Source organism: Parafrankia sp. EAN1pec, assembly GCF_000018005.1.
Lineage (GTDB): Bacteria > Actinomycetota > Actinomycetes > Frankiales > Frankiaceae > Parafrankia > Parafrankia soli.
The window spans coordinates 5,965,164-5,980,603 of the sequence record NC_009921.1; the positions used below are offsets into that span (position 1 = coordinate 5,965,164).

Sequence of the window (15,440 nt, forward strand, 5' to 3'; positions counted from 1 at the left end):
AGCCCGGGGAGACCGTCTCGGCTTCGGTCATGCCCTGCCATTCGGCGGCCACCATGAACAGCTCCGTCCCGTCGGGACCGCCGAGCGCGCAGGCGAAGCAGCCACGGTCCAGCTCGACGGTCCGCAGGCTCCCGCCGCAGCAGCAGCCCGGCCGCGGACGAGACGATCAGCAGCCGGCCGTCCGGCAGCCAGGTCGATCAGCACGTCGGCGCGTTCCCCGGGCGCGGCGGAAGCCTGGTAAAGCGCCTGGCCGGGCAGGTAGCGCGCCTCGTAGCGTTCGCGGACCACGTCGGGTGAACCGAACAGGGCGACGTCGCGGCGCATCGCACGGCGCAGCGATTCGGCAGGGCTGATCTGGAGGAACACGCTGAGATCCCAATAATCGCGCAGCTCGTCCCGGAGGAGGAAGACACCGTCGACGATGAGCACCGCATCGCTCACCGCCTCGTGGGTGGGGCTGTCAAGCGGGGCATCGCGGAGATGGTCGAACGCGGCTGCGCGGTAGCGCCGATCGCCGTCCGGGCTTAACGGGTCGAGCAGAAGATGCCGTAGCGCGGTGTAGTCGAATGCGTCGAAGAAGTAGCCATCCGGGGACAGCGACCCACGGCGTATGAGCCGAGGCTGGTGGAAGCCATCGACGCTGGCCCGGATGACAGGCCGACCTCGGTCAGCGAGGGTGCCGGCAAGATCGTCGGCCAGCGTCGTCTTGCCGGCCGCGTCCGGACCGTCGATCGCGACACGCAGCACTCGGTCCGGGCATGTGCCCACCATCAGCTCGACGAGCGCACGCACGACGCAGTTGCGAGTCGAACCCACACGAGGATCGACGATCATTCGACGTGACAGTAGCAGCACCCCACCGGAGATCACGATCGCCGCGCTACGGCCGAGGACGTACGGATCCACCGAACGCGGGGCGGATGGAATCCCTGCGCATCCGCCGAGCCGCGGCCGCGCTGCGATGCAGGGCCTGCCGGCCGGGCGAATGCGCAGGGGTGGCAACGGAGGTTTCAGCAGTGGAACAGCCGGGCCCCCTTTTCGACCCGAAAGATCGACAGCGAACGAGGGGCCGTCAACATCGTTGACTATCTTGTCCCAGGGGTGCGTGAGTTCCTGACTGGCCGATTTCCGACTGGCGCAGGAACTACCACAATCCGGCACCCAGGCACCGACCTCCCGCATTAACGTCCTTCCACGTGACCAGCCAGATCCGTGAAATCCTGCCGCCGGCGACAGCCTCAGCGTTCCCCGCACTTTCCCAGCTACGGCCCACGCTGGTGGGCACGGCCGACTTCGTCCGCATCGTCGACGAGGTGCAACGCCTGGAGGGCTACCAGCTGGTCGGCGTGTTCGAGCGGGGCCAGCCGAGTGCGCTGGCCGTCGCCGGCTTCCGAGTCCACCACTCCCTGTCCGCCGGCCGATTCCTCTACGTCGACGACCTTTCCACGATCGCGAGCGCCCGACGGCAGGGATACGCCAGACGTCTACTCGACTGGCTCCTCGACGAGGCGCGACGGCTCGAGTGCGCGCAGGTACACCTGGACTCCGGCGTCGGACTCGACCGGGCCGACGCGCACCGGCTGTACCTCAACACCGGCATGACCATCACCGCACACCACTTCGCCGTCCCGCTCCGCCCCGCAACATAACGCCGCGAGATCCACACCACTCCCCCGACGCACGCAACTTTGGATCTTCCAGAGGATCACCCGGGTGGACCGCTGACGCACATGGCATAGGTAGTTTCATGATCCGAAGACTTGGGGCGCAGTAGCGTCGCGGGCGTGGCCCCCTCTCCAACTGTCCGGTTACGGTTCCGTCAGATGGAGCCAGCAGGCGCCTGCACTTCCCGGCGCAGCACACAACCACCGTGGACGCGGTCAAAATGGTAGCCTCGCGCCGGCCACGTTCAGACATCGGCGAGAGACTATTGCAGAGTCACCCGAGCCCCGTCTGTCCGAAAACGGCTACCACATATGCTCATGCTCGTGACGAACAGAGGTGTCGATCGAGCAACGCCGACCCTAGTTGGTTTCTGCGCCCTGATGAGCATACTTTTGACGGCTGGCTGCTCAATGCTGCTCGATCGCTGGCCGGAGGGGGAATGCACAGCCCAGGACAGGAGCCTCGCCGCGAGGCTGAGATCTTGCCGAGTTCGAGCTGCGTCCCGCCGGCGTGGCGCTTCATGATCAGGGCGTCAGCTACGGCTGCACCGACAGCACCAACATCCCGTATGCCTCGCGCCCGTACTCCGCGGGCACGGTCGATGAGGTAGCGGACTTCTACCGCCGCGCCGTGCCCGCGGCGGGCTGGAAGCTGGAGCACGCCGACGAGATCAATCCCGGTCAACGTGTTTACTTCGGGGCACGACTGCGCTTTTCCCGGTCGTTCGAAGGTGTCATCGTTTTTCTTTCCGTGGGGTTTCCGGGCGGCCTCGACGAAGGGCCAGAAGATATTCTGGGCCCAGATCCCCGCGACTTCAACCTATTTGACCCGGAACGCACCTACAGGGGCTGCTGAAGATGCACGTACCCGTATCCCGTGCGATGGTGGCAGGAGCCACGGAGCACTGTTCCAGCCACATGCGCCACCAGGACTCCTATCCGCCCGCGCGGCCCTGGGCGCCGAGCTGGATCGCCGCCTGGGCCAGGCGGGGCCGCGGTGACGGACACGCTGCACGTCGGGTACTGCGCCGCCCCCGTCACGGGATGTAGCACCACCTGCCAGGAATGGTCGACATCCTGTATCCGCCGGTACGCGGGGACGCGACTCGAAGGCGCCGGGGTAGATCGCGGCGGATGACGGCCGGATACGACGGCTGTCCGGGTCAGATGCAAATGTTTTGCGGGATACTCCGCCGGTGACTCGGACAACGAGCGATCAGAGCGACGAAAGCGACCGCGCGGGCAGGACGCCCTCCGGCGGACAAGGCGCCAGCCCCGCCCCAGCCGGGACCGTCACCGGCCAGGATCCGGCCTCGTCCGGAACTGGCCGCTGGGGGATGACGATTCCGCTGGCCGATGCGCCCCTGACGGACCTGCCCGCACTGTGCGGGCGACTGGCGGACGCCGGCTACACCGACGTCTGGTCGTCCGAGGCAACCACGACGGACGGGATCGTCCCGCTGGCGCTCGCCGCCGGCGAACCACGGCTGCGGCTCGGCAGCGCGATCGTGTCGGCCTACACCCGCGGCCCGGCGCTGCTCGCCCAGACCGCGGCGACAATGGCCGCCGCCGCGCCGGGCCGGTTCGTCCTCGGACTCGGCACGTCGTCGGATGTGATCGTTTCGAACTGGAACTCCATCCCGTTCAGCCGCCCGTACCAGCGGATGCTGGACACCGTCCGGTTCCTGCGCCGGGCCTTCGCCGGCGAGAAGATCAGCGAGGAGTTCCCGTCCTTCACGGTCCGCGGCTTCCGGCTCGGCGTCGCACCGTCCGCCCCGCCGAAGATCATGGTCGCCGCACTGCGACCTCGGATGCTCGAGTTCGCCGGCCGCGAGGCGGACGGAGTGATCCTTAACTGGCTTTCGCCGGCCGACTGCGGCACCGTCCTGCCGCACGTGCGTGAACACAACTCTGACGCCGAGGTGGTCGCCCGGATCTTCGTGTACGTGCACGACGACCCGGCAGCCGCCCGCCCTCTACTCAGGAAGATGATCGCCGCCTACCTGACGGTGCCGGTGTACCGGGAGTTCCACCTGTGGCTCGGCCGCCAGGCGGCACTGGAGGGCATGTGGAGCGCGTGGGCGGCCGGCGATCGCAAGGCCGCCCTGGCCGCGATCCCGGACGAGGTCGTGGACGAGCTGATCGTGCACGGGACGGTCGAGAAGTGCCGGGCCGGCCTGCGACGGTACGTCGAACACGGGGTGACCACCCCGGTCCTCTCGATCGTGAACGGCGGCCCCAACCCGATGGACCTCGCGTCCGCGCTCGCCGCGGACTAAGTTCCCGCACCTGCCGACCAGTCGCCACCTCCCACAACCGCAGCGGCGAGGTGGGGCCCTGTCTTCCCGGGTTGCGCCCGTACGTCGCGACGCGCCGACATCGACCACACGCATGCGCATGTGAGCGGCGGGCCGACGCTCACCCGGAACCTCGGGCCGATATGCCGCAAGCATCACCGCATGAAGCACTCCGGCCGTTGGCAGCTGACACAGCCCGAGGAAGGGACCTTTCTCTGGGCGGGTCCGTTCGGGGCGACGCTCGTCACCCACCCACATTCATACATCGAACCGCAACACAAGGCTGGCACGGCGGGAGAGGATGGCGATGAACCGTCAGACAACACCGCCTCGGGGTGGAACATTCCCCACGACACACAGCCACCATTCTGACCCCGGCCACACCCGGAACCGGAACCGGACTACGAGGTTCCGCCGTCGAGCGCGGTGCACTCCTAAGCGGGTGTCTCATGTGGGGAGCCTCTTCCAGCAAGTGAGCGCGGCGGCGACCGAATCGCGGGCTACCTGATCGCCGACACGCTCCTCGCGCGCTCGTCCTGCCAGAGGCAGAGCGTTGCGCAGGGTTCCGAGATCTTGGCCGTTCCGGCGATCACCAGCCGTTCCAGCGATCCTGTCAACTTCACGACACCGGACGGCCATTCGGACTGTCGGGCGGGGACGTCACCGCCTTCGTCCGGTGGCGTGCCCGGGTGCGAGCAGGACGGCCCACCATCTCCACCTGCGGGAACATACGAGACGAGGGTTTTCGGCGATGCGAAAAAGATTCCAGTACCGCCCCCGAGCAGTGGGGAGACCGCCCCGCGCTAGAGTTCCCGGACTAGTCCGATCATCTCGGATATTTGCTTTTCGACAAACAGTCAGGACCAGTGACGATGACTCTCCGTGACAAACTCGCCGCGCGCGCCCAGCCCTATCTCGCCCCGGGTGAGACCGTGCAGCACGTCTTACAGGCGCAGACCGGGCCGACCCCGTACTTCTTCCTTCTCACCATGTTGATCATTTTCTGGATCGACTACCGCATCGTGGTCGTGACGGACCAGAGCATTCTGGTGCTCAGGGCCGGCAAGCTCGTGCCGACGAAGCCGAAGGGAGACGCGCCGCTCGCGCGCCTGCCCCGCGAGACCGTTCTGGGGCCGGTCAGCGGTCTGTGGGGGACGACGGAGGCGACCGGCGAGAAGCTGCGGGTACACAAGCGCTTCCACAAGGACATCGCCGCCGCCGACGCCGCGATCGGGCGGTAGCGGAGCCGCCGCCCGCCCTTTACCGGTCCCGCGCCGGTACCGGGACCGCCCCGTCGGTAGCGGCGGCACCACCAGCAGCTGCAGTGCCGGCGCCCGTGCGCAACAGGGCCAGGACGACGATCGCCAGGACGGCCACGATCGCGGCGAACACCAGGCCGGCGGTGGTCAGGCTCGTCAGCTCGACGAGCAGGCCGACCCCGACGACCGGCAGTGAGAGCGCCACGTAGGCGACGACGAAGAAGGCGGAGGCGGCCTCGGCGCGGCGGTCGGCCGGGGAGGCTGTGTTCACGGCGGCGAGGCCGGCCCGGAAGGCGATCCCCTGGGACGCTCCGGAGATCACGCCACCGATCACGAGGCCGGCGACCGACGACGTCGCCAGGCCCAGCGCGAGCACGCCCATGCCCAGCACCAGCCCGGCGCAGCCGACGGTGAGCCCGATGCGCTCGGGCGGACGTCCTGGTGCGGCGAGCCGGCGGGTGACGACGTCGAGCGAGGCCTGGCCGCAGGCGGAGGAGGCGAAGACCGCGAAGACGACCAGTCCGGTGATGGCCCGGTTCGGCGGATCCAGCACGGCGCCCAGGAAGGCGGGTGCCACGGCCGTGTAGAGGCCGAGGACGGCGAATCCGGCGAAAGCAGCCAGCGCGACGCCGACGAAGACCGACCGGGCGCTCGGTGGCACCCGGGGGCGCTGTGGGCGCAGCCGGGCCGGGCCCGTCACCTCGACGGTCTCGGGCATCAGCCAGATGCCGACCGCGGCCGGGACGAGCAGCGCCAGATCGACCACGAAGGTCAGCCGCAGCGGGTTGGGGGCGTACTGGGAGAGCAGGCCGGCCAGCAGCGGGCCACAGCCCAGACCGCCCATGTTGGCGATGGTGGCGACCAGGGTGGCGCGTCCCCGCCGGTGCGGTGGCGCGAGGTCGAGGAGCGTCGCGGTGGCCGTCCCGGTGAACACGCCCGCGGACAGGCCGGAGAGCACCCGACCGACGAGCAGGACGCCGACGTTGTCCGCCAGCAGGAAGACCGCGGCGCTCGCGGCCGAGGCGAGCAGGCCGGGCAGCAGCGCATGGCGGCGGCCGACCTGGTCGGAGAGCCGTCCGAACAGCAGCAGGGCCGCGATCACGCCGACGGCGTAGGTCGCGAAGACCACGGTGACCATGAGCTGGGAGAAACCGAACCGCTCACGGTAGAGCGGGTAGATCGGCGTCGGCAGGGTGGTGCCGAGCATGGTGACGACGAAGGCGTACGTCGCGAGGACGAACCCCACCCGGCGGCTGGTCGACGGGCGCCGCCGGGCCCGGCCGGCTGGGGGCTGAACCGGGGCCGTGCGGGTGGGCGGGGCGGCGGCGTCCGCCGTGGTCCCCGTGTCCGGGCCACCGGAAGCGGCTCCTCCCGGTAGGTCGGCAGAGCCAGCGGCGGGCATGCCCCTACCTTGCCCCCCGCCAAAGGCCGGCGATAGCGAGACCGAGGTGAGGAGCGCCGCATCCCACCGCGGTGGACAGCCGGCGCCGCGGTGGACAGCCGGCGCCGCACCGCTCGTGGCCGTCTGACCGGCCGGGGGCGGCCTGCCCGGCTGCGGCGACCCGGCCAGATACGGCGGTCTGACCGGCTACGGCAGGATGTCCGATGTGGTCATTCCGATTCACGACATCAATCCGCTGCGGCGCAGGCCGGTCGTGACCTGGCTGCTGATCGCCGCCAACGTCGTGATCTTCGTGTTCTTCACGCCGGTGGTCAGCTCGGTTGCCGGGGTACAGACCTCACGGACGCAGAACGCGTGCGAGCAGCAGCGCTTCTTCCAGGAATGGGGTGCGATCCCGAAGGAGCTGCTGTCGAACGAGCAGCTGTCGGTGGCGAACTCCGGCCGGCTCGCGGTGGACGCGCGGGGCCGGGTGGGCTGCCTGCAGGAGTCACCGCCGACGTTCGACAAGTCGCCAGCCCTGTCGGTGCTCAGCGCGATGTTCCTGCACGGCAGCTGGCTGCACCTGCTCGGCAACATGCTGTTCCTCGGGGTGTTCGGCAACAACATCGAGGATCGGATGGGCCGGCTGCTGTACCTGCTCTTCTATCTGACCTGCGGTTTCGCGGCGGCGTACGGCTTCGCCGCGTTCGAGGGGAACACCACCGACACGCTGATCGGCGCGTCCGGGGCGGTGGCCGGGGTGCTCGGCGCGTACCTCGTCGTGTTTCCCCGCGCCCGGGTCATCGGGCTGGTATCGGTGTTGTTCTTTCTGCCGTTCTGGCTGCCGGCGTGGATCGTGCTCGGGTTCTGGTTCGCGCTGCAGTACGTGTACTTCACCGGCTTCGGGGTGGCCGACGGTGGGAGCGTCGCCTACGGCGCGCACGTGGTCGGGTTCGTCGTGGGGGCCGTGCTGGTCGCGCCCTTCGTCCAACGGCTGCGCGCGGCCGGGCCCGATCCGCGCCGGGCGGTCCAGCATCGCTGGGTGCGTGAGCCACCCGGATTCGGCCAGCAGCGGCGGCCCCGTCACCGCGGCTGAGCCCGGCGGGCGGGCCCCCACAGGGGCGGGCCCGTCCGGGCCACCTGCGGGTGTGGGGAAAAACCGCTGGTGACGAGCCTGGTGATACGGCACCGTTGATGCGGCTATGATAATCGCATATCACCGCGCCCTGGCCACGCCGGGTGCCGCCCGCTTCGTCCCCGCCGCGTTCCTGGGCCGGCTCCCGATCGCCATGGTCTCCGTGGGGACGGTGCTGCTCGTCCAGGCCGAGACCGGTTCCTACGGGGTGGGCGGGGCGGTCGCGGCGGCCGGCGCCGTCGGTGAGGCGCTGCTCGCCCCGCGCCTCGGGCGGGCCCTCGACCGGTTCGGGCAGGCCCGGGTGCTGTCCGGCTGCCTGGCCGGTCATCTGGCGGCGATGACCACGCTGACCGTGGCGGTGACCGCCGGCGCGCCGCGTCCGGTGTGGTTCACCGCGTCGGCGGTCGCCGGCGGTCTGCTGCCCCCGGTGGGCGCCTGCGTCCGCGCGCGGTGGAGTGCCCGGCTCGGCGGCGGGGAGCTGCTCGGCACCGCGCTGGCGCTCGAGTCGGCGCTCGACGAGGTGGTGTTCGTCCTCGGCCCCACCCTGGTGACGCTGCTGGCGGTGTTGATCGCGCCGCCCGCCGGCCTGGTCGCGTCGATGGTCTTCCTGGCGACGGGCACCGGTGCGCTGATCGCGCTGCGGGAGAGCGATCCGGGGCCGCGCGGCGGTGGCGCGGCCGCCAGCGCCCGCATGCTGCGCGACGGGGGCACCCGTACACTGCTGCTGATCTTCCTGTGCATCGGCATCGCGTTCGGCGGGGTGGACGTGTCGATGGTCGCCTTCGCCCGGGAGGAGGGGCTCGCCGCGGTGGGCGGGGTGCTGCTCGGGCTGTTCGCGGCCGGGTCGGCCGTCTCCGGCCTCGTGTACGGCGCGCGGGCGCACACCCGGCCCCTGTCCGGCCGGTTCCTGCTCGCCGCGGCCGTGATGGCGGTCGGGATGGCCCTGCCACTGGCCGGGGTGACCCTCGAGCTGATGATCCCGCTCGCGCTGCTGGCCGGGGCGACCGTCTCCCCCACTCTGATCAGCGGCAACGCGGTGGTCGAGCGCCTGGTCGGCGCTGGGGCGCGTACCGAGGGGTTCGCCTGGCTCACCATGGCGGTCGTCAGCGGGATAGCCGTCGGGGCGCCGGTCGCCGGCAGTCTGGTGGACGGCGGGGGCGCGCACCGCGGATTACTGGTGACCGCGGGGGCCGGTGTTCTCATCGGTTCAGCCGCGCTGACCGGCCGCCGCCCGCTCTCCTCAGGTCGACTGGTGGATCATCGTCCACACAACGATTGAACCCGGCTAACCAGCCGTTCACCAGAGTTATAATCTGCATGCTGCACGTGACATACAGCGACGTTCTTCAACGACAGCGGGGTCGGGCGGAGTCAACGGTGTCAGAGGTATCAACGGGCAGTTCCGAGGCCGGCGTGACGCCCGCCCAGCAGTCGCGGGCGGGCTCCATCCGCGTCTTCCTTCTCGACGACCACGAGGTCGTCCGCCGCGGGCTGCGTGACCTGCTCTCCGAGGAATCCGACATCGTCGTGGTGGGCGAGGCCGGGCGCGCCGACGAGGCGATCGCGGACATCATCATGTTGCGCCCGGACGTCGCCGTCCTGGACGCGCGGCTACAGGAGGGCAGTGGGATCGAGGTGTGCCGGCACGTCCGGTCGCACGATCCGGAGATCGCCTGCCTCATCCTCACCTCGTTCGACGACGAGGACGCCCTGTTCACCGCGATCATGGCCGGGGCCGCGGGCTACGTCCTGAAGCAGATCCGGGGCACCGCGCTGGTCGACGCGGTGCGCCAGGTGGCCGCCGGCCAGTCCCTGCTCGACCCGGCGGTCACCTCCCGGGTGCTGTTCCGGCTGCGCGAGGGGCCGGTGGAGGACGAGCGCCTCGCCGGCCTCACCGACCAGGAGCGGCGGATCCTCGCGCTGATCGCCGAGGGGCTCACGAACCGGCAGATCGCCGCCCGCATGTTCCTGGCGGAGAAGACGGTCAAGAACTACGTGTCGAGCATGCTGTCCAAGCTCGGGATGGAGAGCCGCACGCAGGCGGCCGTGTTCGCCACCAAGCTGTCGTCCTGACAGCCGGCGTGGGAGCCCCGGCCCTGACTGGCCGCTGGGGCGCCTGACGGGGAAGCACCGCTGGGGCAACCGCCGCCGGACCGGTTCAGGGCCCACCAGGCCCCTCCGCGGGCCCGACGCCGAGTCGCGGGGCGGGGGTGTCCCCGGCCCGCGGCAGCGCGCGCGGTGGCGGGATGGGCTGAACCAGCGGCACGTACCAGGTCACCGTCGTGCCGATGCCGTCTTCGCCTGGGCCGAACTCCATCCGGCCGCCGAGGTCGAGCGCCCGGCGGCGCAGGTTCGTCAGGCCGCTGCTGCGCGACGCGCCACCCGGGCCGCAGCCGTCGTCGCGCACCTGCACCGAGACGTCGGTGTTGGTGACCCGCACCAGCACCTCGATGCGGGTCGCCCGGGCATGCCGTGCGATGTTCGACAGCGCCTCACGGATGGCCGCCAGCAGGTGCGGATGGATCACCTCCGGGATACCGCGGTCGACCGGGCCGTCGATGCGGGCCGTGGGCCGGATGCCCAGCGCCTGCTCGGCCTGTGACACGATTCCGGCGATCTCGGCCCGCAGGTCGACGGCGCCGGCGGACGCCGTCAGCGAGAAAATCGTATGGCGGATGTCGGCGATCGTCTGATCCAGCTCGCGGACGGCGTCGTTGAGCCGCACCGCGGCGCCCTCGTCGATCACCCGGGCGAGGCCCTGCATCTGCAGACCGGTGGCGAACAGCCGCTGGATGACGACGTCGTGCAGGTCGCGGGCGATGCGGTCGCGTTCCTCGAACACCGCGAGGCGTTCCCTGTCCCACTGCACGCGGGCGAGTTCCAGGGCGAGCGCGGCCTGACCGGCGAACGCCGCCGCCATCTCCAGGTCGAGCTGGCCGAACGGGACCGCGCCCGGGGCCGCGGTGAGCATGAGCACCCCCAGCGGCCGCCCGGCGGCCAACAGCGGGATGACCATCACGGTGCCGATCACCAGGCCGTCGACGGCCTCGCCCAGCAGGCTGTGCGCGGCGGGATCGGCGCGCTCGGCGGGGACGAGCACCGCCCGGCCCGCCTTCATGATCTTGAACAGCCCGACCCGCTCGGGCAGCATCCGCCCCCGCAACTGCTCGGCGAGCGGACCGTCGACGACGGCCACCTCCAGCGACCTCGGGGCCCCGCCGGCCCGCGCGGCGGGCCGGCGGGGCCGGACGCCGAAGCGGCCGGGCCGGGCCGCCTCCGCGCTGTTCACCGGGAGCACGATCGCGGCGAGCAGGGCCGAGGTGATCTGCCTGGCACGCCGGGCGACCAGCCGTAACGCGTCGACGGGCTCGGCCACCGACAGCAGCGCCGTGGTGATCTCGGCACTCGCGGTGAGCCAGGCCTGGCGCCGCCGGGTGGCCTCGTAAAGGCGGGCGTTCTCGATGGCGAAGCCGACGGCCGCGGCGAGCGCCTCGACCAGGTCCTCGTCCTCCTGGGTGAACTCGGGGCCGCGCTTGCCCACCAGGTACAGGTTGCCGAACGCCTCCCCGCGGACGGCGATCGGGACGTTGAGGAACGTGGTGAAACGAGGCCGGCCGGGCGGGAAGCCGAGCGTCTCCGGCGCGACGACGGCGGTGCCCACCCGCGGTGCGTTCCCGCCCGGGTGGGGGCCGCCCCCGGGCTCGCCGATCAGGCCGCGGCCGGGCGGCATCCGGGCGATGTCGCGGGGAACCTCCTCCCCCGGGCCGACCGCGATCAGCTCGGTGATGGCGCCGTCCTGGCCGAGGACCCCGAGCGCGCCGAGCTCGCAGTCCACCAGGGAGCGGGCCGCCTGCGCGATCCGGCGTAGCGTCACTGGCAGGCTCAGCTCGCGCGCGACATCGACCACGGCGTCGAGCAGGCCGCGCATCCGGCTCTGCACCGCGTAGACCTCCGACCTCGGCCCGGGCTTGAGGCGACGGCCGGCGCCGCCGAGCGTCCGCGGCTCGGCGCTGCTGGTCGCCGGCGCATCTGGGCCGGCGCCGGTCTGGACCATCCCACGCCTCCCGTCCGATCGCCTCCCGTGACGATAACGAGCACATGACCCCCCCGGGGGACTCCCCGCGTATCCGGCGGACTCCTCCCTGCCACGAGCGGGGCACCGGGATGGCGTAGAGTCCCTCGTATGGCCGTACCGGGCTTCCTGCTGCACAGCGACCGCGTGACCGACCTGAGCAGGGTCGTCACCGCGGCCTGTACGACCCGGGTCTGACCGCCGGCGGGCTGTTGCCCGCCGCCCGCCAGGCCCGTCCCGCCCGCCCCGCAAGGCCTGACGCCGCGGGGCGTCCCGAAGAGGCACGCCGAAGCCACCAGCCCGCACCCCGGGGCTGATCCCAGCCACCGCACCCGATGCCCCGGGGCCGGTCACCGGCCGCGGCCCGCCCGCGCATGCGCGCCGGTCTGCGGGAAGCGCCGGTCAGCCGGGGACGTCGACGGCCGGTTGGGAGCCGCCCCGCCTGCGCCCGGCGCCGGCTGTCGGCACGAGGCCTCTTCACTCCGCTCACCGATGCGTTCGACCCACCGATGCGTTCGACGTGTCCGCGATGGCGTCACCTGCGTGACGTCCGCCCGCCAGCACTCGCGTCGCGCGTGGCACTCGTGCAAGGAGGCACCGATGCCGCTGATCCACCCTGCGCTGCTCCGTCCGGCTGTGGCGGCCACGCATGAGGCCACGTCGCCCCGCGTCGCGCCACTCGTGCCGGACCGGTTTCTCGTCGACGAGCCGATGACTCTCGGCCTCGCGGACCTGCGCGAACTGGTCGGCCGGCTGGCGGGCGCCGACCTCGCCTGGCGGCCGCTCGTCCGGCACGACCCGGACAGCCGCTGGTACACCCGCCTGCTGCTGTCCGGCGCCGTCGAGGTGTGGCTCATCGGCTGGTACCCGGGGCAGCGGACGGAGATCCACGATCACGGCGGCGCGCTGGGGGCGCTCGCCGTCGCCGAGGGCGCCGTGGACGAGGACGAGTGCGGGCCCGACTGGCAGATCACCCGGACGCACCGGCACGGGGCGGGGGCGCTCGCCGTCTTCCGGCCGGATCACGTCCACCGCATCGTCAACCGCGGGCACGGCCTGGCCACCACGATCCACGCCTACTCGCCGCCCGAGCTGCCGCTGCGGTACGCGCCGGACCTCGCCCGGCGGACGGAACCGAGCGCGGCCGCCCGGGCCACGGCGGAGGTGCCGCCCATGCCCCGCGAGTCGCGGGAGTCGCGGGAGTCGCGGGGCATGGCCGCGGTGGTCCCGGCATGAGCGAGAGCCGGGTCGACGCGATGCTCGGCGCGGCCCGTGCCCGGCTGCGCCGCCTCACCCCCGAGCAGGCCGCGGCGGCGCTGGCCGACGGCGCCATCCTGATCGACATCCGGCCGGCGGCCCAGCGGGCCGCCGAGGGCTCGATCCCGGCCGCCGTGGTGATCGAACGCAACGTGCTCGAATGGCGGCTCGACCCGACCTGCGAAGCCCGGGCCCCCTTCGCGACCGGCGGCGACATCGTGCCGATCGTGATCTGCTCCGAGGGCTACACCTCCAGCCTGGCCGCCGCCTCACTCCAGGACCTGGGCCTACCCGCGGCGACCGACGTGATCGGCGGGTTCCACGCCTGGGCGGCGGCGGGCCTGCCGACCACCAGCTGATCTCCAGCCCAACCGCCGGCGGACCGCCGACTGAGCTCGAGTCGATCGCCGGCCGATCCGATCCGATCTGAGCTGAGCTGAGCGCCGGCTGCCCGGCCGCCGGCCTGTTGATACGTTTCAAACCCACGGTACCCTCATGTGGTCCTGAGCACATTTCAAGGCCGATGAGCGACGGCATCCGGAATCCGGCGGCATTTTGTACCTTTTTTACCTGCCGGCAACCCGCTCCGGAGGCGGCCTCCGACCACGCCCGACCGGCGCTCCCTGCACCGACATCTCACCGCCACGGTGCCGTCACACTGATCTTGCTGCCTCTACAGAATGCCTGTACAGCAGCCGCTTGTATGCCTGGGAGACCTAGCGCACAGCGCGCGCGGAAACGGTGACGTAACCGCCATGGACCTGGGAAGGTGAGGTCCGCCGCCCCGGAGCACCACCAATCGGGGGGCCCGGAGAGATCCGGACGTCGGCGTTCCGGAACCCTTGCTATCCGGTCGAGAGAAGTCTACGTTCCTCGGTTAACGAGACGAGACGGGATCGTTTCCGAGCGGGGCTCCGAGTACACGCCGGGCGCACTGTTGGGAAGCACCTGGGGGCTTCTCGACTCGTGCTGGTAGGCCCGCCTGTCCGGTGTATGGCGCTACGCCGGACGTGCGTTACCGCAGCGCACCTGTCCGCCTTTGCAACGTCAGCAGGAGACGGTATGCCCAGTCAGCCCGGCATGCTACCGGTCGGTAGCCCCGCCGCACCCATGTCCCTGTCGCCGTCCGATTCCGTCCGCGAGGGAGGCAACCGATGAGTGCCGGCGTACCCGTACTTCCCGGTCGCGACCTCCCGCCGCAGCCGTTCGGCGAGGGCTGGCCCGTCTACTGGCGCCAGGACGCCGCGTGCCGCGACGGCGACCCGGACGCCTTCTTCCCGCCGGACGGGCGCAACACCAAAGCACGCGCGGCCGCCGAGACCCGGGCCCGCAAGATCTGTTCCGACTGCCCGGTGCAGCGGGCCTGCCTGGCCACCGCGATCTTCCGCCAGGAGGAGCACGGGGTCTGGGGCGGGCTGACCTCGGACCAACGCTCCGCCCTCGTCCCGCGGGGCCGGCTCAGCGCGGACGACGCGCTCGCCGCCGCGGACCGCCTCCTGCTTTCCATCGCCGTCGCGAGCTGACCCGGCCACGGGCCGCACGTCCTCCGGCCCGGTCATCGTCCCCCCCCGGCGATGACCGGGCCGTCCTCGTCGGACGCCTCACGCCACCACATCGAGACCACAGGCCGGTGAGCGGCGTAACGAAGGCATTGACGGAGACCTCCGGCGATGGGCAGTCTGCGAGTCGTCACGGCGCCTGTGCCGGCGCGTTCGACGGGCGTTCGACAGGCGACAGACGGGGAGGACCATGGTGTCCGGTGGCGACGGGTTCGCGCGTGCCGAGGCCGCGCGGTGAGGCCCACCTCGCGCCTACTGCTGCTGCGGCACGCCAAGTCCGACTGGACGTCCGACCCGGAGGTCCGTGACCAGGACCGCCCGCTCTCCCAGAAGGGGCGCCGCGGTATCGCGCTGGTCGCCGACTACCTGGCCGCGTCCGGTCTCGAGCCCGACCTCGTGCTCTGCTCGTCCGCCGTGCGCACCCGCGAGACGGTGGAGCACCTGGCCGACGCGCTGCCCAGCGACGTCCCGGTGCTGGTGGAGGACCGGCTCTACCTGGCCGAGGCGAACGACCTGCTGGCCCGGCTGCGGGAGATCGACGACGGTGTCCCGACCGTGCTGCTGGTCGGCCACAACCCGGGCATCCACACGCTCGCGGTGGGGCTGCTCGCCCCGTCCGAGCGGCACCGCGTGCCGACGTTCCCGACGGCGGCGCTGGCCGTGCACGACCCCTCGGTGCCGCGCTGGGCCGAGCTCGGCCCGGCCACGACGAGGCTGCTCGACTTCGTCACCCCGCGCTCCCTGCGGACGTCCGCCGGCACCCCCGGGGACCCGGCGGACGACTGAGCCGCCAGGGAACGACTGGCACCGGCAAGC

At 71.5% G+C, this 15,440-nt stretch carries 14 protein-coding genes and 1 pseudogene; 12 read left to right on the forward strand and 3 right to left on the reverse strand.

Translation table 11 applies throughout. From position 1 onward, the window contains the following. Positions 1-27 precede the first annotated feature (27 nt). Positions 28-816 carry a uridine kinase gene (locus tag FRANEAN1_RS24310; protein WP_347176740.1) on the reverse strand — a complete coding sequence of 263 codons (789 nt, stop codon included), beginning with the start codon at positions 814-816 and terminating at the stop codon, positions 28-30. Between the two features lie 380 nt (positions 817-1,196). Between FRANEAN1_RS24310 and FRANEAN1_RS24315 the strand changes: the two genes are divergently transcribed. The 5 genes and pseudogenes from FRANEAN1_RS24315 to FRANEAN1_RS24330 all read left to right on the forward strand — a co-directional run bounded on the left by FRANEAN1_RS24315 (position 1,197) and on the right by FRANEAN1_RS24330 (position 5,202). Further along, positions 1,197-1,649: a GNAT family N-acetyltransferase gene (locus FRANEAN1_RS24315; protein WP_020462452.1), complete on the forward strand. Its 453-nt coding sequence runs from the start codon at positions 1,197-1,199 to the stop codon at positions 1,647-1,649. A gap of 526 nt (positions 1,650-2,175) precedes the next feature. Then, positions 2,176-2,520 (forward strand): hypothetical protein, encoded by a 345-nt coding sequence (locus FRANEAN1_RS24320; protein ID WP_020462453.1) that lies wholly within the window; start codon positions 2,176-2,178, stop codon positions 2,518-2,520. A 481-nt stretch (positions 2,521-3,001) separates the two neighbouring features. Beyond that, on the forward strand, positions 3,002-3,943 hold the full coding sequence (locus FRANEAN1_RS24325; protein WP_041254728.1) for an LLM class F420-dependent oxidoreductase: 942 nt from the start codon (positions 3,002-3,004) through the stop codon (positions 3,941-3,943). Positions 3,944-4,027: 84 nt separating this feature from the next. Next, positions 4,028-4,333: pseudogene (locus tag FRANEAN1_RS41485) on the forward strand (HNH endonuclease signature motif containing protein); the annotation flags it as partial. 500 nt (positions 4,334-4,833) lie between these two features. Next, a complete protein-coding gene (locus FRANEAN1_RS24330) occupies positions 4,834-5,202 on the forward strand; it encodes a hypothetical protein (RefSeq protein WP_020462456.1) in 369 nt (122 codons plus the stop codon). 19 nt (positions 5,203-5,221) lie between these two features. Here FRANEAN1_RS24330 and FRANEAN1_RS24335 read toward each other — a convergent pair whose 3' ends face one another. Then, positions 5,222-6,622, reverse strand: a complete 1,401-nt coding sequence (locus tag FRANEAN1_RS24335) for an MFS transporter (RefSeq protein WP_347176741.1) — start codon at positions 6,620-6,622, stop codon at positions 5,222-5,224. 205 nt (positions 6,623-6,827) lie between these two features. Between FRANEAN1_RS24335 and FRANEAN1_RS24340 the strand changes: the two genes are divergently transcribed. The 3 genes from FRANEAN1_RS24340 to FRANEAN1_RS24350 all read left to right on the forward strand — a co-directional run bounded on the left by FRANEAN1_RS24340 (position 6,828) and on the right by FRANEAN1_RS24350 (position 9,809). Next, a complete protein-coding gene (locus FRANEAN1_RS24340) occupies positions 6,828-7,697 on the forward strand; it encodes a rhomboid family intramembrane serine protease (RefSeq protein WP_020462458.1) in 870 nt (289 codons plus the stop codon). Positions 7,698-7,803: 106 nt separating this feature from the next. Beyond that, positions 7,804-9,015, forward strand: a complete 1,212-nt coding sequence (locus tag FRANEAN1_RS24345) for an MFS transporter (RefSeq protein WP_020462459.1) — start codon at positions 7,804-7,806, stop codon at positions 9,013-9,015. Between the two features lie 98 nt (positions 9,016-9,113). After that, positions 9,114-9,809, forward strand: a complete 696-nt coding sequence (locus tag FRANEAN1_RS24350) for a response regulator transcription factor (protein WP_020462460.1) — start codon at positions 9,114-9,116, stop codon at positions 9,807-9,809. Positions 9,810-9,894: 85 nt separating this feature from the next. Here the strand turns inward: FRANEAN1_RS24350 and FRANEAN1_RS24355 are convergent, their stop codons facing one another. After that, the gene (locus tag FRANEAN1_RS24355) at positions 9,895-11,790 is read right to left on the reverse strand and encodes a GAF domain-containing sensor histidine kinase (RefSeq protein ID WP_020462461.1); all 1,896 of its coding nucleotides are present in this window, start codon (positions 11,788-11,790) and stop codon (positions 9,895-9,897) included. Positions 11,791-12,408: 618 nt separating this feature from the next. Here FRANEAN1_RS24355 and FRANEAN1_RS24360 point away from each other — a divergent pair. The 4 genes from FRANEAN1_RS24360 to FRANEAN1_RS24375 all read left to right on the forward strand — a co-directional run bounded on the left by FRANEAN1_RS24360 (position 12,409) and on the right by FRANEAN1_RS24375 (position 15,410). Beyond that, positions 12,409-13,044 carry a cysteine dioxygenase family protein gene (locus FRANEAN1_RS24360; protein ID WP_020462462.1) on the forward strand — a complete coding sequence of 212 codons (636 nt, stop codon included), beginning with the start codon at positions 12,409-12,411 and terminating at the stop codon, positions 13,042-13,044. Beyond that, a complete protein-coding gene (locus FRANEAN1_RS24365) occupies positions 13,041-13,424 on the forward strand; it encodes a rhodanese-like domain-containing protein (protein WP_020462463.1) in 384 nt (127 codons plus the stop codon). Before FRANEAN1_RS24360 ends, FRANEAN1_RS24365 begins: the two co-directional genes overlap by 4 nt. Before the next feature lie 795 nt (positions 13,425-14,219). Then, positions 14,220-14,588, forward strand: coding sequence for a WhiB family transcriptional regulator (locus FRANEAN1_RS24370; RefSeq protein WP_020462464.1), 369 nt, complete (start codon positions 14,220-14,222; stop codon positions 14,586-14,588). Between the two features lie 270 nt (positions 14,589-14,858). Continuing rightward, positions 14,859-15,410, forward strand: a complete 552-nt coding sequence (locus FRANEAN1_RS24375; protein WP_020462465.1) for a histidine phosphatase family protein — start codon at positions 14,859-14,861, stop codon at positions 15,408-15,410. Positions 15,411-15,440 lie beyond the last annotated feature (30 nt).

Bases quoted from the DNA above. Each gene is read 5' to 3' on its own strand.
- FRANEAN1_RS24325 (WP_041254728.1), top strand. From the start codon at position 3,002: ATGACGATTCCGCTGGCCGATGCGCCCCTGACGGACCTGCCCGCACTG.
- FRANEAN1_RS24330 (WP_020462456.1), top strand. From the start codon at position 4,834: ATGACTCTCCGTGACAAACTCGCCGCGCGCGCCCAGCCCTATCTCGCC.
- FRANEAN1_RS24335 (WP_347176741.1), bottom strand. From the start codon at position 6,622: ATGCCCGCCGCTGGCTCTGCCGACCTACCGGGAGGAGCCGCTTCCGGT.
- FRANEAN1_RS24345 (WP_020462459.1), top strand. From the start codon at position 7,804: ATGATAATCGCATATCACCGCGCCCTGGCCACGCCGGGTGCCGCCCGC.
- FRANEAN1_RS24355 (WP_020462461.1), bottom strand. From the start codon at position 11,790: ATGGTCCAGACCGGCGCCGGCCCAGATGCGCCGGCGACCAGCAGCGCC.
- FRANEAN1_RS24360 (WP_020462462.1), top strand. From the start codon at position 12,409: ATGCCGCTGATCCACCCTGCGCTGCTCCGTCCGGCTGTGGCGGCCACG.
- FRANEAN1_RS24365 (WP_020462463.1), top strand. From the start codon at position 13,041: ATGAGCGAGAGCCGGGTCGACGCGATGCTCGGCGCGGCCCGTGCCCGG.
- FRANEAN1_RS24370 (WP_020462464.1), top strand. From the start codon at position 14,220: ATGAGTGCCGGCGTACCCGTACTTCCCGGTCGCGACCTCCCGCCGCAG.